At 70.6% G+C, this 20902-nt stretch carries 23 protein-coding genes and 1 pseudogene; 14 read left to right on the top strand and 10 right to left on the bottom strand.

Annotated features, from left to right (window positions below; all coding sequences use genetic code 11):
• Positions 1-9 precede the first annotated feature (9 nt).
• Entirely contained in the window at positions 10-594 is a 585-nt protein-coding gene (locus ACH34S_RS27580) for an HAD family hydrolase (protein ID WP_395955707.1), read from the bottom strand.
• Positions 595-709: 115 nt separating this feature from the next.
• On the opposite strand from ACH34S_RS27580, the gene ACH34S_RS27575 reads away from it, so the two are divergent.
• Positions 710-1378: a TetR/AcrR family transcriptional regulator gene (locus tag ACH34S_RS27575; RefSeq protein WP_395955706.1), complete on the top strand. Its 669-nt coding sequence runs from the start codon at positions 710-712 to the stop codon at positions 1376-1378.
• Positions 1379-1395: 17 nt separating this feature from the next.
• Here the strand turns inward: ACH34S_RS27575 and ACH34S_RS27570 are convergent, their stop codons facing one another.
• Positions 1396-3531, bottom strand: coding sequence for an MMPL family transporter (locus tag ACH34S_RS27570; protein WP_395955705.1), 2136 nt, complete (start codon positions 3529-3531; stop codon positions 1396-1398).
• A gap of 282 nt (positions 3532-3813) precedes the next feature.
• On the opposite strand from ACH34S_RS27570, the gene ACH34S_RS27565 reads away from it, so the two are divergent.
• Positions 3814-4044 carry a hypothetical protein gene (locus ACH34S_RS27565; RefSeq protein ID WP_395955704.1) on the top strand — a complete coding sequence of 77 codons (231 nt, stop codon included), beginning with the start codon at positions 3814-3816 and terminating at the stop codon, positions 4042-4044.
• Here ACH34S_RS27565 and ACH34S_RS27560 read toward each other — a convergent pair.
• From ACH34S_RS27560 to ACH34S_RS27550, 3 genes are all read right to left on the bottom strand, one after another.
• The gene (locus tag ACH34S_RS27560; RefSeq protein WP_395955703.1) at positions 4019-4690 is read right to left on the bottom strand and encodes a response regulator; all 672 of its coding nucleotides are present in this window, start codon (positions 4688-4690) and stop codon (positions 4019-4021) included. The genes ACH34S_RS27565 and ACH34S_RS27560 overlap by 26 nt on opposite strands.
• A gap of 309 nt (positions 4691-4999) precedes the next feature.
• Positions 5000-5299 (bottom strand): Dabb family protein, encoded by a 300-nt coding sequence (locus tag ACH34S_RS27555; RefSeq protein WP_395955702.1) that lies wholly within the window; start codon positions 5297-5299, stop codon positions 5000-5002.
• 40 nt (positions 5300-5339) lie between these two features.
• Positions 5340-5795, bottom strand: coding sequence for a flavodoxin family protein (locus tag ACH34S_RS27550; RefSeq protein ID WP_395955878.1), 456 nt, complete (start codon positions 5793-5795; stop codon positions 5340-5342).
• A 107-nt stretch (positions 5796-5902) separates the two neighbouring features.
• Between ACH34S_RS27550 and ACH34S_RS27545 the strand changes: the two genes are divergently transcribed.
• The 3 genes and pseudogenes from ACH34S_RS27545 (at position 5903) to ACH34S_RS27535 (ending at position 8299) form a co-directional block, all read left to right on the top strand.
• On the top strand, positions 5903-7633 hold the full coding sequence (locus ACH34S_RS27545) for a bifunctional lysylphosphatidylglycerol flippase/synthetase MprF (protein WP_395955701.1): 1731 nt from the start codon (positions 5903-5905) through the stop codon (positions 7631-7633).
• Between the two features lie 37 nt (positions 7634-7670).
• Positions 7671-7922: pseudogene (locus tag ACH34S_RS27540) on the top strand (serine hydrolase domain-containing protein); the annotation flags it as partial.
• The gene (locus ACH34S_RS27535; RefSeq protein WP_395955700.1) at positions 7892-8299 is read left to right on the top strand and encodes a serine hydrolase; all 408 of its coding nucleotides are present in this window, start codon (positions 7892-7894) and stop codon (positions 8297-8299) included. The pseudogene ACH34S_RS27540 and the gene ACH34S_RS27535, both read left to right, overlap by 31 nt.
• A 1-nt stretch (position 8300) precedes the next feature.
• Here the strand turns inward: ACH34S_RS27535 and ACH34S_RS27530 are convergent, their stop codons facing one another.
• The gene (locus tag ACH34S_RS27530) at positions 8301-9047 is read right to left on the bottom strand and encodes an SDR family NAD(P)-dependent oxidoreductase (protein ID WP_395955699.1); all 747 of its coding nucleotides are present in this window, start codon (positions 9045-9047) and stop codon (positions 8301-8303) included.
• A 91-nt stretch (positions 9048-9138) separates the two neighbouring features.
• Here ACH34S_RS27530 and nfi point away from each other — a divergent pair, with 91 nt between their 5' ends.
• The 3 genes from nfi (at position 9139) to ACH34S_RS27515 (ending at position 11326) form a co-directional block, all read left to right on the top strand.
• A complete protein-coding gene (gene nfi / locus ACH34S_RS27525) occupies positions 9139-9819 on the top strand; it encodes a deoxyribonuclease V (protein ID WP_395955698.1) in 681 nt (226 codons plus the stop codon).
• Positions 9820-9901: 82 nt separating this feature from the next.
• Positions 9902-10516 (top strand): TetR/AcrR family transcriptional regulator, encoded by a 615-nt coding sequence (locus tag ACH34S_RS27520; RefSeq protein ID WP_395955697.1) that lies wholly within the window; start codon positions 9902-9904, stop codon positions 10514-10516.
• Positions 10517-10564: 48 nt separating this feature from the next.
• The gene (locus ACH34S_RS27515; RefSeq protein WP_395955696.1) at positions 10565-11326 is read left to right on the top strand and encodes a glucose 1-dehydrogenase; all 762 of its coding nucleotides are present in this window, start codon (positions 10565-10567) and stop codon (positions 11324-11326) included.
• Here the strand turns inward: ACH34S_RS27515 and ACH34S_RS27510 are convergent.
• A complete protein-coding gene (locus ACH34S_RS27510; protein WP_395955695.1) occupies positions 11323-12729 on the bottom strand; it encodes an amidase in 1407 nt (468 codons plus the stop codon). The genes ACH34S_RS27515 and ACH34S_RS27510 overlap by 4 nt on opposite strands.
• 8 nt (positions 12730-12737) lie before the next feature.
• Here ACH34S_RS27510 and ACH34S_RS27505 point away from each other — a divergent pair, with 8 nt between their 5' ends.
• From ACH34S_RS27505 to ACH34S_RS27495, 3 genes are all read left to right on the top strand, one after another.
• Positions 12738-13274, top strand: a complete 537-nt coding sequence (locus tag ACH34S_RS27505) for a TetR/AcrR family transcriptional regulator (RefSeq protein WP_395955694.1) — start codon at positions 12738-12740, stop codon at positions 13272-13274.
• A gap of 624 nt (positions 13275-13898) precedes the next feature.
• Positions 13899-14378 carry a DUF2637 domain-containing protein gene (locus ACH34S_RS27500; protein WP_395955693.1) on the top strand — a complete coding sequence of 160 codons (480 nt, stop codon included), beginning with the start codon at positions 13899-13901 and terminating at the stop codon, positions 14376-14378.
• Positions 14379-14767: 389 nt separating this feature from the next.
• Positions 14768-15247, top strand: coding sequence for a hypothetical protein (locus ACH34S_RS27495; RefSeq protein WP_395955692.1), 480 nt, complete (start codon positions 14768-14770; stop codon positions 15245-15247).
• Positions 15248-15458: 211 nt separating this feature from the next.
• Here ACH34S_RS27495 and ACH34S_RS27490 read toward each other — a convergent pair whose 3' ends face one another.
• Positions 15459-16061, bottom strand: coding sequence for a class I SAM-dependent methyltransferase (locus ACH34S_RS27490; protein WP_395955691.1), 603 nt, complete (start codon positions 16059-16061; stop codon positions 15459-15461).
• Between the two features lie 261 nt (positions 16062-16322).
• Between ACH34S_RS27490 and ACH34S_RS27485 the strand changes: the two genes are divergently transcribed.
• Positions 16323-16802 (top strand): SH3 domain-containing protein, encoded by a 480-nt coding sequence (locus tag ACH34S_RS27485; RefSeq protein WP_395955690.1) that lies wholly within the window; start codon positions 16323-16325, stop codon positions 16800-16802.
• Positions 16803-16888: 86 nt separating this feature from the next.
• A complete protein-coding gene (locus tag ACH34S_RS27480; protein ID WP_395955689.1) occupies positions 16889-18226 on the top strand; it encodes an MFS transporter in 1338 nt (445 codons plus the stop codon).
• 55 nt (positions 18227-18281) lie between these two features.
• Here ACH34S_RS27480 and ACH34S_RS27475 read toward each other — a convergent pair whose 3' ends face one another.
• Both ACH34S_RS27475 and ACH34S_RS27470 read right to left on the bottom strand, forming a co-directional pair.
• Positions 18282-19628 (bottom strand): sensor histidine kinase, encoded by a 1347-nt coding sequence (locus tag ACH34S_RS27475; protein WP_395955687.1) that lies wholly within the window; start codon positions 19626-19628, stop codon positions 18282-18284.
• A complete protein-coding gene (locus tag ACH34S_RS27470) occupies positions 19625-20311 on the bottom strand; it encodes a response regulator transcription factor (RefSeq protein ID WP_395955686.1) in 687 nt (228 codons plus the stop codon). The genes ACH34S_RS27475 and ACH34S_RS27470 overlap by 4 nt, the downstream gene beginning before the upstream one ends.
• A 27-nt stretch (positions 20312-20338) precedes the next feature.
• Between ACH34S_RS27470 and ACH34S_RS27465 the strand changes: the two genes are divergently transcribed.
• Positions 20339-20854: a hypothetical protein gene (locus ACH34S_RS27465; RefSeq protein ID WP_395955685.1), complete on the top strand. Its 516-nt coding sequence runs from the start codon at positions 20339-20341 to the stop codon at positions 20852-20854.
• The last annotated feature ends 48 nt before the right edge of the window (positions 20855-20902 follow it).

Raw genomic sequence — 20902 nt, 5'->3', positions numbered from 1 at the left:
CCTGCGTGTTTAGAGAATGGCGCGGATCTGGGTTGGGGACGTGAAGAGTTCGGCCTGCATTCCCGCTTTCCGGGCGGCGATCACGTTGCGTTCGGTGTCGTCGAAGAAGAGGACGTCGGAGGGGCGGACGCCTAGGCGGGCGGCGCAGATCTCGTAGGCGCGGGGGTCGGGTTTGGCGACTCCGATGCGGCACGAGTAGGTGAGCGTGTCGAAGCGGGAGAGCCAGTCGCCGTGGCGGGCCTCGAAGCGGGGGACGAGGTCGCCGATGATGTTCGACAGGAGGCCGAGGGTGCGGCCCCGGTCGGCGAGTTCGTGGACGAGGGCGACCATGGTGTCGTCGACGTCCGTCCAGCTGTCGAGGTCGGCCTCGATCAGGGCGGGGACGTCGGGGAACGCGACGCCGAGGACGTCCGCGACGACCGCCCAGTAGTCGGCGCTCTCCTGGCCCGCGTCGTAGGCGGGGCGGCACGACCAGTAGGCGTCCCAGAACGGCGTCCCCCCGACGCCGGCGACCTCCTCGATCCGCCGCACGGCCGCGGCGGTCTGCGTGCGGGCGATCACTCCGTACAGGTCGAAAACGATCACATCGGGCATGCCCACGAGCCTATGCGGGATGTGCCGCGCTCGAACGTAGCAAGCGCTTGATCCGTGCGCGTAGGCTGGTCTCGGCGAACGAGCAGGCGACCGGGCGAGACGGCATAATGAGGGGGTGACGACGACGAGCGCCGAATCCGGACGATCCAGGCCCCGCGCGGCCCGCGAGAGCGGTGCCCGGCGCCGCGGCAAGGGATCGGCTCCCCTCGCGTCGGAACGGCGCGAGCATCTGGTGCGGCTGGCCGCGGAACTGTTCGCCGAGAAGGGATTCCAGGCGACCACGGTCCGCAACATCGCCGACGAGGCGGGCATCCAGTCGGGCAGCCTTTACCACCACTTCGACTCCAAGGAGTCGATCGCCGACGAGATCCTGTCGAGTTTCTTCAGCGAGATCATGTCGGCCTATCGGGCGGTGCTCGACCGGAGCGAGAATCCGCGCGACACCATCGCCGGGTTCGTCCGGGTGGCGTTCGGCACCCTGGAGCCGCATCGGGCCGCCGTCACGGTCATGCAGAACGACTGGAACTACCTCAGGGGAATGGACCGCTTCGCCTATCTCACCAAGTCCGAGGACGAGGTCGAGAAAATGTGGGTGGACACCCTCAGGGCGGGTCAGGAGAAGGGCCTCTTCCGCGCCGACCTCGACCCGAAGCTCACCTACCGGATGATCCGCGACACCATCTGGGTGGCGGTCCGCTGGTTCCGTCCGGGCGGCCGGCTGAACGCCGAGGGCCTCGCCGAGCATTACCTCAAGGTGATGTTCGACGGCATCAACCTGCACTAGGCCCCCGGCGTCCGGGGTCAGATTCTTACGCCGTCCTGGTGCGATTCCGCGGCGGCGGTGGGGCGGGACGGCAGGAGGCGCGCCAGCGGGCGCGGGAGCCACCAGTTCGCCTCGCCGAACAGTTCCATCAGCGCCGGGACGAGCAACAGCCGCACGATCGTCGCGTCGATCAGGATCGCGACGCCGAGGCCGAGGCCCATCTGCTTGACGGCGACGTCCGCGCCGAGCAGCACCGACAGGAACACCATCACCATGATCGCCGCGGCGGCCGTGATGACGCGGGCCGTCCGGGAGAGCCCCAGCGCCACCGCCTCGCGGGTGCGGACACCCGACTCGTACGTCTCCCGGATGCGGGAGACGAGGAACACCTCGTAGTCCATGGAGAGCCCGAACAGGATCGGGAACATCATCAGCGGCACCCAGGTCGTCACCGGCATGTCGGTCGGGAACCCGAGCAGGCTCCCGGCCCACCCCCACTGGACGACGGCCGTCAGCACCCCGTACGCCGCCGCGATCGACAGCAGGTTCATGAGCGCGGCCTGCAGCGCCACCGTCACCGACCGGACGAGCGCGACGAGCAGCAGCAGCGACAGCCCGACGACGACGGCGATCAGCCACGGCAGCCGGGTGCTGACGTCGTCGGCGAAGTCGATCGCGCCCGCGTTCGGGCCGCCGACGTAGGTCTGCGCGCCGGTCCCGGCCATGGCGCCGGGGATGACGTCGTCGCGCAGCTCGTGGACCAGTTTCGGCGTCGCCTCGTCCTGCGCCCCCGTGGTCGGGAACGCCATGACGATGGTCGCGGCGCCGTCCTTGCTGGTGTACGGCGGCTGGACGGCGGCGATGCCGGGGGTCGCGCGGACGGCCGCGGCGAGCCGCCCGGCGTCCGCGGCGTTCCCGCCCTCGGTGACGAGGACGAGCGGCGCGGACGTGCCGGGCCCGAAGCCCTCCGCCATGATCTGGCTCGCCTTGTACCCGCTGTGGTCGTGCGGCTGGGTGCTGGAGTCGGGCAGGCTCAGCCGCATCGACAGCGCGGGCACGGCCAGCACCAGCAGCACGGCCGACGCGCACAGCCCCGCGATGACCGGGTGCGCCTGGACGACCCGCGCCCACCGCTCGGCCAGCGGGCGGCCCCGGGTCTTGCCGAACCCGGGCACGCGGAGGCGGTCGATGGAGCGGCCGGCGAAGCCGAGCAGGGCGGGCAGCAGCGTCACGGCGCCGAGCATCGTCATCAGCACGGCGGTGGCGGCCGCGACCGCGACGGCGTTGAGCAGGCTCTGCTGCATGACGAACAGGCCCATCAGCGCGATCACCACGGTGGTGCCGGCGAACAGCACGGCGCGTCCGGCGGTCGTGACGGCGGTGACGGTCGCCTCCTCCGGATCCTTCCCCGCGTGCAGTTCCTCCCGGTAGCGGGTGACGATGAACAGCGCGTAGTCGATGCCGACACCGAGGCCGATCAGCGCGGCCACGATGGGCGCGAACGACGGCGCGGGCAGCGCGTGCCCGAGCAGCATGATCAGCGCGAGCCCGGAGCCGATGCCGAACAGCGCGGTCAGGATCGGCAGCCCCATCGCCAGCACCGACCCGAACGCGACGAGCAGGATGACGACGGCGGCGAGCACGCCGATCGCCTCCGAAGGACCGCCGCCGGGCGTCTCGGCGAGGTCCACGGCGGCGCCTTCGAGCTGGATCTGGACGGGCCCGGTGTCGCTGCGCACATCGTCGAGCAGCGCGGTCACGTCCGCCTTGGGCATGTCGTCGGACGGGACGTCGAGGTTGCCGGTCGCGAACGCCGTCCTGCCGTCCTGCGAGATCTGCCCAGGCGTCTCGAACGGCGACGACACCGACGCCACGTGCGGCGTCTTCGCCAGCCGGTCGATCGCCTCCTGCACCTTCGGTTTTGCCGCCGGGCCGTTCACGCCGCCCTCCGCGCGCACCGCCAGCGTGATCGAGTCGCCGCTCTGGTCCGGGAAGTGCTCCTCCAGCAGGTCGGACGCCTTGGCCGATCCCGAGTCCCCGCCGGTGAAGTCGTTCAGCGGCTCGGCGGCGAAGCCGAACCCGAGCACCATCACCGCGATCGTCCCGACGATCCAGCCCGCCACCGTGGCGCGCCGCCTCCGGTAACAGAACCGGGCGAGCCTGGCCAATCTCATGAGAACCACCCTCGTGTGCGTGTCGCCCTGGACCGGATGACGGCCGGGCGGCGGGGAATGTGACGGCAGGCTCCAGCGTTCCCCCTGACCTGGCGCGACACATCGGGCGGACGGTGTCATTCGCCACCGCGGTCTACATCCGTTGGAGTACATCCGGCGCGGTATCCCACGGTGCGAGGCCCCTAGCCCCCATAGTGTGCTTAGTCACTAATTGCCGAGTAGGGGTGACGCCTTGGCCCGTGGGAACGCCGTTGCTGGAGATATCACCTGGGGGTGGTGGGCATGACGGCTCAGCGGGGCCCCGCCGGGCGCGACGAGCCCACGCCCGCGGCCCTGCGCGCCGCCACGGCGCGCGGCCTTCAGGAGCAGTTCCCCGGAATACGCGTCTGGTACGGCGAGTCGACCGGATCGTGGTGGGCCATGGTGCCACTGCGCACCGGCCCGCGGCTGCTGGAGGCGCCGACCCCGCAGGAGCTCCGCGAGGAGATCATGAGCCTGCGGCGCCGGGCGTGACCAGCCCCGACTCGTAGGCCAGCACGACCAGCTGCGCCCTGTCCCGCGCGCCGAGCTTGCCCATGGCCCGGCTGACGTGCGTCTTCACGGTGAGCGGGCTGAGCTGCAGCCGCGCCGCGATCTCGCCGTTGGACAGCCCGCGCCCGACCAGCCGGACGACCTCGCGCTCGCGACCGGTGAGCCCGCCGAGCGGCACCGCCGGCCGGGCCGGGTCGGGGCGCCGCGCGACGAACCCCTCGATGACGGCGCGGGTCACGGCGGGCGCGAGCAGCGACTCACCGCCCGCGACGACCCGCACGGCGCGCAGCAGCTCGTCCGGCTCGATGTCCTTCACCAGGAACCCGGACGCGCCCGCCCGCAGCGCCAGGTACACGTAGTCGTCGTCGGTGTAGGTGGTGAGGACCACGACCCGCACGTCCGCCAGCGCGGGGTCGGCCACGATCCGGCGGGTGGCGGTGAGCCCGTCGACCTCGGGCATCCGCATGTCCATGAGGACGACGTCCGGCCGCAGCTCGCGGGCCAGCTCGACCGCCTCGCCGCCGTGCTCGGCCTCCCCGACCACCTGGATGCCGTCGCCCCCGGCGAGCAGCGACCGGAACCCGGCCCGCACCAGCGACTGATCGTCGGCGAGCACCACCCGGATCACGAACACACCTCGCCTGGGACGTTGCGCGGCAGGCGGGTCCTGTCGGCGTGGGGCGGTGTGCGGGGCGGGGTGTCGTCGGTGCCGGCGGTCACGTCCGCCACGGTACGACGGCCGGGGCGTCCGCGCGTGGACGACTCCGTCGCGGAATGGCCGGGCCTTGCGGGTTCCTCGCCCGTTGCGCCCGCCGGGGACGGGGCGCGATCCGTCCCCGGAGGGCGTCTTCGGTGACGGTAACCCGAAAAACGTTCGGACACAAGCGCTTGTTAGGTTTCCGTGGCGGGGAGTGACCGGCGGCGCGCCCGGCCGCGCTCATGTCGCGTACTGGATGGACGCGCGCTCCGCCGTGATCGGCGTGATGTACCGCTCGACCACCGCCCGGTGCGACGGGTGGTCGCGATAGGCCAGGTAGCCGTCGCGGTCGGCGAAGTCGGCGACCAGGACGAAGTCGTAGGCGGCGGGGTTCACGCCCGCGTCGGCGCCCAGGCTGTACTCCCGGATCTCCGGGATCACGGCGGGCAGTTCGCGCAGCCGCGCCGCGACCTCGTCCTGCTGGCCGGTCGTCGTCCCCTCGGCCCACCTGAACATCACCACATGCCGGAAACCGTTCATGGCGGCACGGTACCGGGGTCCGCCCCGAAGATCGCAGACCCTAGACCTCGCCGAGTTCGGCCGCCGTGACCGCGCCGAGCTCCCAGCACGCGTCGAGATCGGCCTTGGACGGCTCCCCCACCACGACCACGGGCGGCTGGACGCCCTTCCACTTCAGCCCGGTCGTGATCGACTCCAGCGCCCGCAGGCCGCCGGTCGCGTCGTTGTTGCCGTGCAGGAACGCCCCGAACGGGCGGCGGACGGTCTCCTCCAGGCACGGGTAGTAGATCTGGTCGAAGAAGTGCTTGAGCGCCCCGGAGAGGTATCCGAGGTTGACGGGCGAGCCGAGGAGGTAGCCGTCGGCCTCCAGGACGTCCACGGCGGTGGCCGCCAGCGCCGCGCGGGACACCACGTCCACGCCCTCGACCTCGTCGGTGGACGCGCCCGCCCGCACCGCCTCGAACATCGCCTGGACGGACGGCGACGGCGTGTGGTGGACGATCAGCAGCCTCTTCACCCTCACGAGCCTAACTCTGGGACGGATGGGGCTCACGTGGTAGAAGATCCGGTTCGGGGAATGACGTCCAAAGGATCTTGGTAGTGGGCACAGCGGAGGTGTCCTCAGTGCAAGCAGGCGATTCATCCCGGAGGCCCGCCCCTTCGGCGGTTCGTCCCGGCGGGGCGCGGCCGGGCGGGGCGCGGCCGGGCGAGGCGCGGCCGGGCGGGGCGCGGCCGGGCGGGGCGCGGCCGGTGTGGCCGCTCGCCGCCGTGACGCTGGCCGTCGCCGTGCTGGTCGCGGCACCGGCTCCGGCCGCGTCCCCGGCATGGCTCGACCGCCTGTCCTGGGTGGTCGTCGGCGGCCCGTTCGCCCCCGTGCACGCCGTGCCCCTCGGCCTGGCCCTCGCGCTAGTCGCCCGTGGCGTCCTGCTGCGCCGCCGCGCCGCCTGGTACGTGCTGGTCCTGCTGATCGTCCTCGCGCTCCTGGCCGCCCTGACCGGCGCCGATCCGGCGTGGCGGCTGCCGCTGCTCGCCGCCGGGCTCGGCGCGCTGTGGCTGGAACGCGGCCGGTTCACGGTCCGCCCGCATCCCGACCGCGTCCGCGCGGCCGTGCGGACCGGGGCGCTCCTCGTCGTCGCCGCGGTCGCCGGATCGCTGCTGTTCGGCGGCGTGTCGGTCCGGTCGGTCGGCCAGGTCGCCGCCGGTCTCGGCGCGACCGGCGCGCCCATCGACGGCGCGGCGTGGCTGCCGGACGTCCTCGCCATCGCCGGGGCCGCCGGGCTCCTCGTCCTGATCGTCACGCTCCTGTCCCCCGACCCGCCGCCCGCGCCCGGCGACGAGCCGGACCGCGCCCGCGTCGCCGCGCTCGTCGCGCACCCCGGCTCCGACACCCTCGCCCCGTTCGCGCTGCGCCGCGACAAGGCGTACGTGTTCAGCGCGGACGGGCGGGCCGTGATCGGGTACCGGGTGCTGTTCGGCGTCGCCGTCGCGGGCGGCGACCCGGTCGGCGACCCCGCCGCGCACGCCGACGCGGTCAGGGCGTTCCGCGCCCTGTGCCGGACGGCCGGCTGGCGTCCCGCCGTCCTCGGCGCGAGCGACGCCGTCCTGCCCGCGTGGGGCCGGGCCCGCTCGATCGGCTACGGCGACGAGGTCCTGATCAGGCCGCGCGAGTTCACGCTGTCGGGACGGCAGATGCGCAACGTCCGGCAGGCGGTCAAGCGGACCGTCAACGCGGGCGTCACGTCCGAGATCGTCCCGGAACGCGACCTCCCGCCGGGCCTGCGGGACCGGCTGCTGGACGTCGCGTCCCGCTCCCTCGGCGGCGCGCCCGAGCGCGGCTTCACCATGAACCTGGACGAGCTGCTCACCGGCCACCACCCGGGAACGATCGTCGCGATCGCCTACGACGCGCACCGGGAGCCCATCGCCTTCCAGCGGTACGTCACCGCGGGCGAGGGCCTCAGCCTGGACGCGATGCGCCGCAGCCCCGGCGGCCCGAACGGCGTCAACGAGCGCCTCATCGTCGAGATGATCGAGTACGCGGCGGAGCGCGGCCACGGCGTCGTCTCCCTGAACTTCGCCGCGTTCCGCGAACTGCTGGACGCCGCGGAACGCACCGTCCTGGAGCGGGTCGGCTACCGTGCCCTGCGCCTCCTCGACCCGTGGATCGCGGTCGAGTCGCTCTACCTCTTCAACAAGAAGTTCAGGCCGTCCTACAAGCCGCGCCACGTGGTCTTCCGCTCCTGGTTCGACATCGCCTGGCTGGCCGCCGCGCTCCTCACCCTGGAGTTCGCCCGGACGCGCCCGTCCCGGCGAGCCGAGGAGCCCGTCACCGAACCGGCCCACCACCTCGGGTGAACCGGCGTCACGGTTCTCCTGCACCAAGGCGGTCACGGCGACCGCCGCGCTGCTGCTCGCCGAGCGCGGCGCCTACGAGATGGACGGCCCGGTGACGGACTGGTGGCCCGAGTTCGGCGCCGCCGGCAAGGACGGCACGACGGCCGCGCATTTGCTCTCGCACCAGGCCGGGCTGCCCGCGTTCGCGCGTCCCGTCCAGGCGGAGGAGGCGGCGGACCCGGTGGCCCTCGCCGCCGAACTGGCCGCGCAGGCGCCGGAGTGGACGCCCGGCGAGGCCCACGGGTACCACCCGCTGACGTACGGCTGGCTTGCGGGCGAGACCGTCCGGCGCCACTCCGGCAGGACGGTCACCTCCTGGCCGGGCGGATCCTGCGCCCCGACACCCTGCGGGACGCGATCCGCCCCCGCGCCAGCGGCCCCGACCGGACGATGCTCGTCGACAGCACGTTCGGCCTCGGCTTCATGCGTCCCGCCCAGACGTTCGCCACGCCCGAGGCCGCGCGGAGGTCGGCGTTCGGGCATGCCGGCGCGGGCGGGTCCATCGGCCTCGCCGATCCCGACGCCGGTCTCGCCCTCGCCTACCTGCCGAACCTGATGAGCCACCCGGCCGCCGGCGACCTGCGCGCCTACCGCCTCACCGAGGCGGCCTACGCATCTGTGGGCTGAGCTACTGCATGGTGATGCCGCCGCTGACCGAGATGGTCTGGCCGGTGATGTACTCGGCGCGGTCGGTGCACAGGAACGCGACGAGCCCGGCGATGTCGTCCGGACGGCCGATGCGCCGCAGCGGGATCTGCCTGACCAGCTTGTCGAGCATCCCGGATTTCTCGTCGGGGGCACGATCGGCGTCGCCGCGGAGCATCGGAGTGTCCGTGGGCCCGGGGCAGACGATGTTGGACGTGACGCCGCCGCGCGCCGCCTCCCGGGCGAGGGTCTTGGCGAGCCCGAACAGCCCTGACTTGGTGGCCGCGTAGGCCGCCTCCCCGCCCCCGCCCGCCCGGGCGCCGTCCGACGAGATGAAGACCAGGCGGCCCCAGCCCCGCTCGGTCATGCCGGGCAGCAGCGCGCGGGTGAGCTGCATGGGGGCGCGCAGGTTGACGCGCCACATGAGGTCCCAGTGCGCGGGGTCGCTGCCGGTGAAGGGCTCGACGATGGCGACGCCCGCGTTGTGGACGAGCACGTCCACGGGCCCGGCGCCCGCGGCGAACGCGTCGATCGATCCGGGGTCGGCGAGGTCGACGCGGGCCGCGACGCCGCCGACCGCGTTCGCGACCTCGCCGGCACCGGCCTCGTCCAGGTCGGCGACGACGACGCGCGCTCCCAGGGCGGCGAGGTCGGCGCAGATCGCGCGTCCCATGCCGCCCGCGCCGCCGGTCACCACCGCCGTGCGGCCGTCCAGTCGCATCCCGTCCATGTGCACCTCCGGGGGGTTTGTCACGTTCCATACTTAACATCCGGCGGTACTGTGCGGGTTCGGAGAGGCGCGATCACGGAGGTGCGCGGGCATGGAGGTGCGTGATCTGCACGCCTGGCCGTCCACCCCGGCCGAGGCCGAGGCGATCCAGGACCGCCTGCGCCCGATGCTGGAGCTGGACGTCCCCGGCCCGGCGAACCCACGCACGGTCGCGGGCTTGGACGTCTCCTATTCAGGCGACGGCACAGGCACACGCTTGGCCGCCGCAGTGGTCGTCCTGAACGCCACAACGCTGCAAGTGGTCGAAGAGTCAGTCGCCGTAGGGACTGCAACGTTCCCCTACGTCCCAGGCCTGTTCGCGTTCCGGGAACTGCCCACGCTGCTGGACGCACTACGCGCCCTCAAGTCGACCCCCGACCTGCTCGTCTGCGACGGGTTCGGCGTCGCGCACCCCCGCCGGTTCGGGCTGGCGTGCCATCTGGGCGTGCTGACCGGCGTGCCGACGATCGGCGTCGGCAAGACCGCGTTCATCGGCACCTACGAGCAGCCGGGCCGGCACCGCGGCGACACGAGCCCGCTCCTGCACGATGGCCAGGTCATCGGCCGTGTGCTGCGGACGCGAGACGGCGTGAAACCGGTCTTCGTGTCCGTAGGCCATCGCACCGACCTGGAGACCGCGTGCCGGAACGTCCTCGGCCTGACCCCCCGGTACCGGCTACCGGAGACCACACGGAAGGCAGACCGGCTGTCCCGCGATGCGCTCACCGGGTAGCGCGTCTTTGTGGAAGATGGCACTCTCGTCCGAAAGCAGACGGAGACACCCAGGTCATCCGCGACGCCGCTGGACGGTGCCCATGGACACCCGGCCGATGCGGGCCGACGCCCGCCGCAACTACGAACGACTGATCACGACGGCCCGCACCGCCTTCATGGAGCACGGCACGGGCGCGTCCCTCGACGACATCGCAAAACGCGCGGGCGTCGGCTCCGGGACGCTGTACCGGCATTTCCCCACCCGGGACGCGCTGCTGCACGCCGTCCTGCGCGACCGGATCGACGGCCTCCTCGCGCACGCCGACGAGCTGCTCGCCGAGCCCGCCGCCGACCCGGAGACCGAGGCGCTCAACGCGGAGGCCGCGCTGGGCCGCTGGCTGCGCACCTACCTGACCGGCGCCGGCACCCCGCGCGGCACCTCCACCGTGATCATCGAGGCGATGTCGGTGACCTGGGCCGACACCGGTCTCGGCGCCGCGGCCACCGCGATCTGCGACGCGCTCGGCCGGCTGCTGGACCGCGCGCAGCACGCGGGCGCCGTCCGCGCCGAGATCGACCCGCGCGACCTGCTCCGGCTCACCAACGCGATCGGCGTCGCCGCGGAGCGCACCGCCGATCCCGGCGCGTACGCCGACCGGATGCTCGCGCTGCTCTTCGACGGCCTGCGCACCGGTGAGCGCCCCTTGTCCCGTTGACCAAGCGTTCGCTAGGTTGACGTCACGGACACGTGACAAGGAGCGTTGATGGGGCAGCTTGACGGCAAGGTGGCGCTGATCACCGGCGGTGCGCGCGGGATGGGCAAGTCCCACGTCCGACGGTTCCTGGACGAGGGCGCCAAGGTGGTGTTCGGCGACGTCCTGACGGACGAGGGAACGCGGTTGGCCGCCGATCTGGGCCCCGATGCCGTCTTCGTCCCCATGGACGTGACCCGCGAGGACGACTGGAAGAACGCCGTCGACACCGCCACCACAACGTTCGGCGCCCTGCACATCCTGGTCAACAACGCCGGAATCATCCGGCACAAGACCATCGAGGAAATGTCCGTCGACGAGTTCCGCCGCATTCTGGACGTGAACCTCCTCGGCCAATGGCTCGGCGTGAAATCCGTCACCGCCGCAATGCGCGAGGCCGGCGGCGGCTCCATCGTCAACGTGTCCTCGACCGAAGGCTTCATCGGCGCCTCCGGCCTCGCCGCCTACAGCGCCAGCAAGTTCGGCGTCCGCGGACTCACCAAGGCAGCCGCCCGCGAACTAGGGGAATACGGAATCCGGGTGAACTCCATCCACCCCGGCGGCGTCCTGACGCCCCTCTCCCTCCAGGACGACGTCGTCGCCGCCACCGCGGACAGCGCCGACTCTTTCTTCAAGGCGCTCCCCCTGGGCCGCATGGGCAAGTCCAAGGAAGTGTCGGGCCTGGTGGTCTACCTGGCATCGGACGACTCGTCCTACTGCACCGGCAGCGAGGTCCTCGTCGACGGCGGCATGCTCACGGGCGCCGGATACTAAGGCCGCCGCTCGGCCCACCCCTCAACGGCCTCCAACTGCGCGGCAAGCGAAATCAGCGTCGCCTCGTCGGAGTCATGTCCGAGAAGCTGCGCACCGATCGGCAATCCCGCTTTCGTGAACCCGGCAGGCACATTCACACCCGGCCACCCGAGCACGTTCCACGTCCACGCATAAGGACAGGCCGCCGCGACCCCGGACTGCGTCCTCCGATACCCCACCCCCTCATAGGCGCCCACCCTCAACGGCGGCTGGGCGGTAGTAGGTGTGAGCACCACGTCCGCACCCTGGAAGATGCGCCCGACCTTCCTCCTCAGATATGGGTCCATCCGCCTCGCCAACGGAAGCAGCCGCCTGCCGACGACCCGCCCGATCGATGCCTCGACCTCCGTCCGCCGCTCCGGCCGAGCATCCGGAATGGAGTCGAGCCAATCGGCGGCTCCAGCCGTCCCCCGCGGAACGAGCCCCAGCCCCACGAGCCCATAGTCGGGATCGCAGGGAAAAACCTTATGGCCCAGATCAGTCAGCCTCCGCGCCAGCCGCTCGACGGCCCCGCGAACCTCGGGATCAAGCTTCCCACTGACCCCGAACGCCGTCCGATAGGAAACGGCGACCCGCAACCTACGAGGCTCCCTACGAGCAGCCTCCACAAAAGCCACCCTTGGCGGATCGACCTGATAAGCGTCCTCCGGATGGCTCCCGCTCAGCACATCCAGCAACAACGCCGCGTCCTCCACATTCCGCGCAAGCGGCCCCCACACGGTGATCCCATAAAAAGGATCCGTCTGCGGGAACCCGGAAACGCGCCCCCGCTGCGGCTTGATGCCGACCAGCCCCGTCCACGCCGCCGGAATCCGGATCGACCCGGCCCCATCGGACCCCACGGCCCCGGCGACCATCCCCGCCGCCACCGCGACCGCCGCCCCACCCGACGACCCGCCCGGCGAATAATCCGGGTTCCACGGATTCCGAGCGACCCCGAAACTTGACTCGCTAAAGGGCCACAACCCCAGCTCACACGTATTGGTCTTCCCCACGACCACGGCCCCCGCAGCCCGCAGCTTCCGCACGACCTCCCCGTCCCGCACCGCGGGACGATGGTTTCCGGCCACCCCGAACGGCGTGGTCTCCCCTTCAAGATCCGTATCGTCCTTGATCGCCACCGGCACCCCGAGCAGCGGCAGCCGCTCCCCGTCCGCCAGCCGCCGATCGGCCTCCCGCGCCTCCCGCGCCGCCGCCTCCCACCGCACGACCCGGAACGCCCCGAGCGACTCCTGCCGCCGGATGCTCTCCAGACACCCCTCAACGAGCTCGCACGACGAAACGTCCCCCCGGACCAGCGCCTCCACCTGCCCGACCAGCCCCAGCACCGCACGCCCTCTCGTTCGTTCGAACGAACGATACACTGCCACAAATGAGCGCCCGCGACCAGATACTCCAGGCCACCCTCCGCCTCATCGGCGAGCAGGGCATAGGCGCCGTGACCAACCGCGCCGTGGCCCGCGCCGCCGGCGTCTCCCTCGGCTCACTCACCTACCACTTCCCGAGCCAGGACGACCTCCTCCGCGAGGCCCTGCACACCTTCGTAGAGAACGAGATAGCCCGCATAACCACGCACATAGCAACCCTCACACCACCCACCAACGCCCCCGACGAGGTAGAGAAAGCCGTCCTGGCCATCTCGCAGGGCCCGGAGCAGATAGCCAACCTGGAACTCCACCTCCACGCCGCCCGCTCCCCCGCCCTCCGCGAAACCTCCATCCGCTCCGTCGAGGCCTACGACCGCCTGGCCACCGCCGTCCTCAACTCCCTGGGCGTCCCCGACCCCGAACGCCACGCCCCCGCCGTGGTCGCCATGCTCTACGGCCTGGCCCTCCGCCGCCTGGCCACCGGCGACACCACCGGCACAGCCGAGGCCGTCCGCCTCCTCCTCCGAGGCGCCCTCCCCTGAGAAAGACTTCTGGCCCGCACGGCCCCAGAGCGGAGTTACAAAGCCGTGCAGGCCAGAAACCTGTCTCAATCAGGAACCTCAGTCGGAACCTCAGCCGACGTTCGCTCTCTGCTCTCCGCCTGTGCACCTCCGCCGTGTCTCCGATGTGACACCCCAAACGCTAAGCCGCCAACCGCCCCACCAGAACACCCTTAACCCTCACTTAGGGAACCCCTGAGGAGGCCTTAGTCCGCCCCCGTCCGACACAGTCTCGGGAAGTCGCCCGGAAAGCCGCTCACCTGCAAAATCAAGGGAAGAAGCCAGAGGAACAGTCCGGCACAGTCGAGCCGAGTCGACCCAATCCGGCAGGCGTTGGCTCCCGAGATCGGCTCACCTGGCTCCCTCCCTCTCCGCAGGGAGGAGGGCTAACCATGGCCCTAGAAATCACCGAAACAACAATGACCGCCACGGTAAAAGGCAAGGTCATCGCCACGGCCAAGCGCGCAGGAAACACCTGGCAGACCACCACATGACCACACCCACTCGACCGCAACGCAGCGATCACGGCCCTGTCTCTCGCCGAGCGACTCATCACCCACGGCGAAGACGACCCGTGCGTGATCGAGTGGCGAAGGGAGCTGGCCCGTGGCTGACCGCCTCATCCGGATCACAACCGCTCTCGCCGTACTAGCGGTAGCCGCCGTAGCAGCCGTCATCTCGTACCGCCACGCTTACGAACTCGTCCACACCCACGGCGAGACGGGCCCCACTGCACGCCTAGTCCCGTTCACCGTCGACGGCCTCATCTGGGCCGCATCCATGGTGATCCTGGACGCAAGCCGCCGGCAGCAACCCGCACCCCCGTTGGCAAAGTGGAGCCTCGCCGTAGGCATCGTGGCCACGGTAGGCGCCAACGTGGCACACGGCGCATCCCACGGCGTCATAGGCGCGGCAGTCAGCGCGTGGCCGGCTCTCGCCCTAGTCGGCTCCTTCGAACTCCTCATGCCCCTCACTCACAGCTCGGCAAGCCATCAGGACGAAGACGCACCCAACCGGCGCAGCCTCGCTCCGAAGTGGAGCACACGCCGGAACAAGCAGTGTTGGACGAGTACAGAGCGAGCTTGAACGATCCCGGCCCTCCGCTCTCTCAGCGCTACCTAGCCGAGAAGTACGGCATCGACCGCCGCAAGGTGAAGCAGCTCATCACCTACGCGCAACAACCCGCCCCCGCCCTTGGCCCAATTTGGCGTCTCGCGCAAGTTGGCAGCCCCAAGTGCCCTCGATGTGCCCGCTTTGACAATGACTCTCCGAGAGTCCCGCACGAGATCCTTTTAGCACTTGACCCTTAGATCACAGGGGCGATCTCTCGCTGTCCTGCGCCTGAACAAAGCTTCATGAGCTTCTCACTGACCTGTCGTGAACGATCTAGCTGCACTGCGCTTGGCATCGGCGAAGGGTTCTAGTAGATTCTATTCCATCTGAACCACCTACTGAATATGTTGAGCGGAGAGTCAATGAGCGAGGCGCTGCTGCTTGCAATAGGAGGAATTCTTGGTATTTCTCTGGGCAGACTCTGGGATATTCGATCTGAGACCTTACGGTGGCACAGGGATCAAAAGACCGCCTGCTATCAGCGCCTCGCCGAGGCTTTTATTTTGATTTACGAGGATATCCGATCCATAGCTTTGACCGATCCCGACACGGACGAGTCGGCTAATGCAATCGACCGTGCTCGGCGTGACAAGACGTGGGATAACGCACTCGCTTCGGTCTGGCTTCATGGGTCCACTCCGGTTGTCGCGGCTGCATCACTAATGGATCGTGTGCTAACTGAGCTCTTCTATGATGCGCAAGCCAGGGTTTTCTCAGTTGAGCAGTGGAACACAGCTCGAACTCCATCGGCCAGTGCGTTCGAGGGATTCATTTCGGCTGCCCGCAAGGAGCTTAATCTGTCAGCCGCCCCAATTACCCTCTTCCCATATACCCCTAGTTAGTTCGATTTCGAACCCCGAGAATTTCATCATGCTTCCACGGGCGCTGGACGGTTCCGGCAGGGACGCAGAAGGTTCGTACAAGTTCGGACTGGGCCGCCGACCCCTCCCCTCCGCAGGTGGAGCACCGGTGTGCGGGACGCTGCGATGCCGTAGGCGTGGGGGTTGATCAGCAGGTCGTGATCGGCGCGTTCGCGGTGTTTCGGGTGCGGTTTTAGGGGTGGGGTATTGGGGTGAAGGCTAGGGTGGTCCAGTTTAGGTTTGGGCGGCCTAGGACGTCTTGGCGCAAGCTGTGGTGGATTAGGGTCAGGCCATTTGTGGTGGCGTTTGTGATTGTCTCCTGTGCTGAGACGTCGAACATGCGGCGGCCTGGCGGTACTGGGCCGTGGCGGAGGGTTAGGACGATCCGGGCGGTTGGTGTCGTCAGTGTGGCCAGGCGGCCCATTGCGGTGTGGCGTTCGTGCTTGTCCAGGTGCATCCATACTGCGGACAGGAGGATCAGGTCGAAGTCGCACGTTGGGGGGAGGGTCGAGAGGTCGGGTAGGGCGTCGGCCAGCCATTCGATGTTCTTGGAGGGGTGGAGGCGTTCGCCTACGGCGCGTAGTTCGTCGGTGGGTTCGACGGCGAGTACCTGGTGGCCGGCGCGCGCCAGTGCTGCGGCGTCGCGGCCTGAGCCTGCGCCCACGTCCAGGATCCGGCTCGCGGTTGTGGGGAACAGGTGCAGGACGTCCTTGTGGGCGTCCACGAAAGCCAAGCCCTCGTACTGCCGCGCGAGTACTTCCGCTGCCTCGGCATAGCCGACAGTACCTGCGATCATCAGGCCCCAACCCCCACCGACGACAACGTAGCGAAGCGCGTGTGTCCTTCGCAGGTCCTCTTCTGGACGGTGTCTTTACTCGGTCTCGTGACACTTCCGGCGATTCAGGCAAAACGGATTCCCGTTTCGGCCGTGTTTCGTGGCCGGTGGTTGCGGCTGCTGGGGCGGGGTCCGTCAAGAAGAGTCTTCGTTACTCTGGGTCTTTGCTGTGTGACGCTGGGTAGTGTTTGCGACGTACGTCGGACCAACCTGGAGGAACATATGCAGGTAGGGATAAAGCTCGGTGTGGGAGCGGCAGCCGCGGTGCTGGCCGGGAGTGCGCTGAGCCTCGGTGCGGTCGCCGGGGCGACGGAGCCGCCGCCGAATCCGGGCCAGCAGGAGTCGGTGCCGGCTCAGCCGCAGCCCGTGCAGCCAGAGGAAGGGCAGGGGCCGGGTGCCATCGAGGTGGGGCCGGAAGGCGCCGCCAAGGCGCTGGCGCGGCTCGAGCAGCGCAACATTCAGCGGGCTCCGTGGTGCCACGGGAGGGTGGCGGTCCAGCAGCTGAACGTCCGGTCGGGACCGGGGACTGAGAACCCCGTGGTGTACAAGGTCGTGCGCAATCAGCCGGTCAACACTGACTGGGGCCGCATCGTTCGTGAGGACGGGTACCTGTGGGTGCCGCTCAGCAACGGGCGCTGGCTCGCCGACTACAAGCTCGGCGACGGTAACGGCAAGTGGTACGTGAGGTACACCAACTGCTGACGCCTGGTGCCGGGGCCAGCGTCTGAGCCGTTGGCCCCGGCGTTCAGCGGTTTGATGCGGCCGTCGCTGATCGCTACGGTCGCCCGGTGGGAAGGCGGTCGCTGGGGCGACGGTTCGGGTGGCTGTGGGCGTCGTATGCGTTCAGCACGTTCGGCACGAGGATCGCGTTCGACGCGTTCCCCCTGATCGCGGTTCTGGTGTTGCACGCCGGGCCCGCGCAGGTGTCGGTGCTGGCGGCCGCGGGTCTGGCGGTGGGGGCGGCGGTGGCGGTGCCGCTCGGGCCGTGGGTGGAGTTCCGCCGCAAGCGGCCGGTGATGGTCGCGATGGATCTGGTGCGGTTCGCGGCGTTGATGAGCGTGCCCGTCGCGTACGTGTTCGGGTGGCTCAGTTTCGTTCAGTTGGTCGTTGTTTCGGTTGTGGTTGGTGCGGCCGGGATCGCGTTCAGGGCCGCCAGCGGAGCCTATTTGAAGGCGATCGTCCGGCCGGAGAATCTGGTCACCGCGAGCGGGCGGTTCGAGGCCACCACCTGGACGGCGACCGTGGTCGGGCCGCCGGTCGGCGGGGTCGCGATCGGGATTCTGGGGCCGGTGGCGACCGTGGTGGCGGACGCCTTCAGCTACCTGCTGTCGGCGGCGGGGATCCGTGCCATCGGAGGGACGGAGCCAAGGCCGGAGCGGGTCGTGCGTGCAGAGCGGGGCGGCGTCCTTGAGGGGTGGCGGTACGTTCTGGGGCACCCGACGCTGCGTTTGTTGTTCTTCAACACGGTGCTGGTGAACGCGCTGATCATGGCGCCGGCGCCGCTGCTCCTCGTGCTGATGGTCGGGGATCTCGGGTTCGCGCCGTGGCAGTACGGGCTGGCGTTCGCGGTGCCCTGCCTCGGCGGCCTCGCCGGGTCGCGGCTGGCCGGGCCCGTCGTCGCGCGGTTCGGGGAGCACAGGGTCATGCTGGTGAGCGGGGTGCTGCGGGTGTGCTGGCCGGTCGGGCTGGCCTTCATCGGGCCCGGCGCCTGGGGGCTCGTGCTCGTGATGGTCGTGGAGGTCGGGCTGATCACCAGTGTCGGGGTGTTCAATCCGGTGTTCGCCGCCCACCGGCTCACGCGGTCCGCGACGGACCGGGTCGCAAGGGTTCTCGCGGCGTGGACGGTCACCGGAAACGCAGTCACGGCCGCCGTGACGGCGCTGTGGGGGTTGCTGGCCGCTCTTACGAGCGCGCGTGCGGCGATCGCCCTTGCGGGTGTGCTGTTGCTGGCGACCCCGCTCCTGCTTCCCTGGCGTGACCGCGGGTCACAGGCTGTAGGAGGTGGGGGCGGTCGGGATGTAACCGCTCGCGGCGAACCCGAGGACCGCGATCAGGACGGCGACCGCGAGCCCCAGGACGGCGACGAGCGCGGCGGCGATGTAGCGGCGACGCTTCATGAACGGTGAAGCTAAGGCCGGGGCGGGGCGACGGCGCGGGTCTTAAGCGGGATTTAAGGGCCGGCTAGGAAGTGCGGGAATGGCGGCGGCGGACCAGGCGGCGGGAGCGGCGGGCGGGCGGGAGCCACTTGGTGCGGAACCACATCTGCACCTGCGCGCCGCCGAGGACGCTGCGGTGGATGCGCAGGTACCCGCCGGTCGACTCGGCGGCGCGGCGGGCGATGTCCAGGCCGAGGCCGGTGGATCCGCCGCTGCTGCTGCCCCGCTTCAGCGCGGCGTCCGGGTCGGTTATGCCGGGGCCGCCGTCCGCGACGAGGATGCCGGTGACGCCCTGCCCCTGGTGGAGCGTGACGACGAAGCCGGTGCCCTCGGACGTGTGCCGGAAGATGTTGCCGAGCAGCGCGTCCACGGCGGCGGCCAGCTCGGTGCCGGGGACCGGGAGCGGCGCCGGGCCCTCCGCGCCGATCAGCTCGCAGGAGCGGCCCTCGTCCTCGGCGAGGACGGACCAGAACGCGACCCGGTCCTGCAGCACCTTGGACGCGTCGCAGCTGCCCCGTCCGGTCGGGCGCCGGACGGTCCGGATGATCTGGTCGACCTCGCGCTCGATGCGGTCGACGGCCTCGCGGGTCTGCTCGACGACCGGGCCGTCGCCCAGCGACTCGACGTTGAGGCGGAGCGCGGCGAGGGGCGTCCGGAGGCGGTGTGACAGGTCGGCGGCCATTTCGCGTTCCGCCGACAGGAGCTGGACGACGTGGTCCGCCATCGCGTTGAACGCGAGCCCGGCCTCGACCAGCTCGGGCGGGCCGTCCGGCTCGATGCGGACCGACATCTCGCCGTCCCCGAACGCGCCCGCGGCCTCGGCGAGCCGGCGGGTGGAGCGGATCATGCGGTTGCCGAGCCGGTCGGCGACGGCGACGGACCCGGCGACGAGCGCGGCGGCGACGGTCGTCATGACCAGCCACGCCTTCCACACGCCACGGGACAGGTCCTCGTCGGGCAGGTAGACCTCGACGACGGCGGTGCGGCCCGCGTCGAGCGACACCGGCTGGAGCAACGCGTAGCCGCCGTCCACGCCGGCGGTGTAGGAGCGGCCGCGGCGGCCCGCCTCGGCGAGCTGCTCGGGGCGGGCGCCGCCGTCCGGGGAGGCGTTCCTGGGGACGATCCCGCCGTCCGGCATGTGCACGGTCATCCGCCCGGCGGCGCCCGCCTGGGTGCTGGCGACGGCGCGTTCGAGCGCGGCGGGGTCCTCGGTGACGACGAGGACGGGGCCGAGCGCGCTGGCCTGCCGCTCGGCGGTGGTGAGGGCGCGGTCCCTGGCGATCTCCCGGACGGTCAGCGCGAGCGGGATGAGGAACGCCAGCGCCACCATCGAGGTGACCGCCAGCGACACCAGGACGAGAGTGCGCCTCATGATCTCGGATCGGGCTCGGCCAGCCGGACCCCGACCCCGCGCACGGTGTGCAGGTAGCGGGGGGCGGCGGCGGTCTCGCCCAGTTTCCGGCGCAGCCAGGACAGGTGGACGTCGATGGTCTGGTCGTCGCCGTACGCCTGCCGCCACACCTCGGCGAGCAGCTCGCGGCGCGCCACGACCCGTCCGGGGCGGGCGGCCAGGTAGGCGAGGAGGTCGAATTCGCGGCGGGTCAGTTCGAGGGGCTCGCCGTCCAGTGCCGCCTCCCGCCGGTCCAGGTCGATGTGCAGGCCGCCGACCCTCAGCTCGGCGGTCGGCCCGGACCTGGCCGACCGGCGCAGGACGGCGGCGAGCCGGGCGCTGAGATGCTCGATGGAGAACGGCTTGATGAGGTAGTCGTCGGCGCCGGCGTTCAGCAGCCGGACGATCTCGGGCTCGTCGTCGCGGGCGGTCGCGATGATCACGGGCACGTCGGAGATGCCGCGGAGCATCTTCAGGACCTCCGCGCCGTCGAGGTCGGGGAGCCCGAGGTCGAGGACGACGACGTCGGGCGGCGACTGCGTCACCTCGCGCAGCGCGTCCATCGCCGTGCCGACGCTGCGGACGACGTGCGAACGCACGCTCAGCTCCCTGATCAAGGCGGTCCGGACATTCGGGTCGTCCTCAACCACCAGAACACTCGCCATGGCGGAACCGTATGCCACCATGTGCCCATGCGTCGCGCAATGTCGTATGTTGCGCCCTGGGCCGCGGTCACCGCGCTCGCGGTGACGTTCTCCTGGCTCGGGGTCCGCGACGTGGTGCGCGGCGCGGTGTCGGAACGGTCGGCGCCGCCGCCGATCGCCGGCCCGATCATCCACTCCAGCCCGTCCGGCCTGCCCGGCCCGACGTCGATCGGCTCGCCGACGTCCCGGCCGGAGAGCCCGCCCGCCGGGAAGGACGAGAAGCCTTCCCCGGAACCGGAGCCGACCGCGCGGGACGATGACGATCCCACCCCGAAGCCGCCGGACAACGTGCGCAGCTACGCCACCCGCGGCGGGCGCGCCGCCATGTCGATCGAGAAGGACCGGGTGCGGCTGGTGTCGGCGACGCCCAACCCGGGCTACGAGACGCGCGTGACGCAGGCCGGGGGATGGCTTCGCGTCGACTTCCTCAGCGACGACCGCACCTCGTCGGTCATCGCGTCCTGGTACGGGCAGGATCCGGCGGTCAAGGTGTACGAGTACTGAACGTAACTGAACGTATTGAACGACCTCCCGGACGGCGTCTCGGACGAC

Source organism: Actinomadura sp. 3N508 (assembly GCF_044326375.1).
Lineage (GTDB): Bacteria > Actinomycetota > Actinomycetes > Streptosporangiales > Streptosporangiaceae > Spirillospora.
Note: the sequence above shows the minus strand (reverse complement) of the source record. Positions and strands in the feature narration are given on the sequence as shown.

What these genes read in the sequence shown, in the direction of transcription:
- ACH34S_RS27565 (WP_395955704.1), top strand. Translation starts at nt 3,814, where the DNA reads ATGACGGCTCAGCGGGGCCCCGCCGGGCGCGACGAGCCCACGCCCGCG.
- ACH34S_RS27485 (WP_395955690.1), top strand. Translation starts at nt 16,323, where the DNA reads ATGCAGGTAGGGATAAAGCTCGGTGTGGGAGCGGCAGCCGCGGTGCTG.
- ACH34S_RS27570 (WP_395955705.1), bottom strand. Translation starts at nt 3,531, where the DNA reads ATGAGATTGGCCAGGCTCGCCCGGTTCTGTTACCGGAGGCGGCGCGCC.
- ACH34S_RS27470 (WP_395955686.1), bottom strand. Translation starts at nt 20,311, where the DNA reads ATGGCGAGTGTTCTGGTGGTTGAGGACGACCCGAATGTCCGGACCGCC.
- nfi (WP_395955698.1), top strand. Translation starts at nt 9,139, where the DNA reads ATGGAGGTGCGTGATCTGCACGCCTGGCCGTCCACCCCGGCCGAGGCC.
- ACH34S_RS27515 (WP_395955696.1), top strand. Translation starts at nt 10,565, where the DNA reads ATGGGGCAGCTTGACGGCAAGGTGGCGCTGATCACCGGCGGTGCGCGC.
- ACH34S_RS27580 (WP_395955707.1), bottom strand. Translation starts at nt 594, where the DNA reads ATGCCCGATGTGATCGTTTTCGACCTGTACGGAGTGATCGCCCGCACG.
- ACH34S_RS27505 (WP_395955694.1), top strand. Translation starts at nt 12,738, where the DNA reads ATGAGCGCCCGCGACCAGATACTCCAGGCCACCCTCCGCCTCATCGGC.
- ACH34S_RS27555 (WP_395955702.1), bottom strand. Translation starts at nt 5,299, where the DNA reads ATGAACGGTTTCCGGCATGTGGTGATGTTCAGGTGGGCCGAGGGGACG.
- ACH34S_RS27495 (WP_395955692.1), top strand. Translation starts at nt 14,768, where the DNA reads ATGAGCGAGGCGCTGCTGCTTGCAATAGGAGGAATTCTTGGTATTTCT.
- ACH34S_RS27475 (WP_395955687.1), bottom strand. Translation starts at nt 19,628, where the DNA reads ATGAGGCGCACTCTCGTCCTGGTGTCGCTGGCGGTCACCTCGATGGTG.
- ACH34S_RS27520 (WP_395955697.1), top strand. Translation starts at nt 9,902, where the DNA reads ATGGACACCCGGCCGATGCGGGCCGACGCCCGCCGCAACTACGAACGA.
- ACH34S_RS27490 (WP_395955691.1), bottom strand. Translation starts at nt 16,061, where the DNA reads ATGATCGCAGGTACTGTCGGCTATGCCGAGGCAGCGGAAGTACTCGCG.
- ACH34S_RS27530 (WP_395955699.1), bottom strand. Translation starts at nt 9,047, where the DNA reads ATGGACGGGATGCGACTGGACGGCCGCACGGCGGTGGTGACCGGCGGC.
- ACH34S_RS27465 (WP_395955685.1), top strand. Translation starts at nt 20,339, where the DNA reads ATGCGTCGCGCAATGTCGTATGTTGCGCCCTGGGCCGCGGTCACCGCG.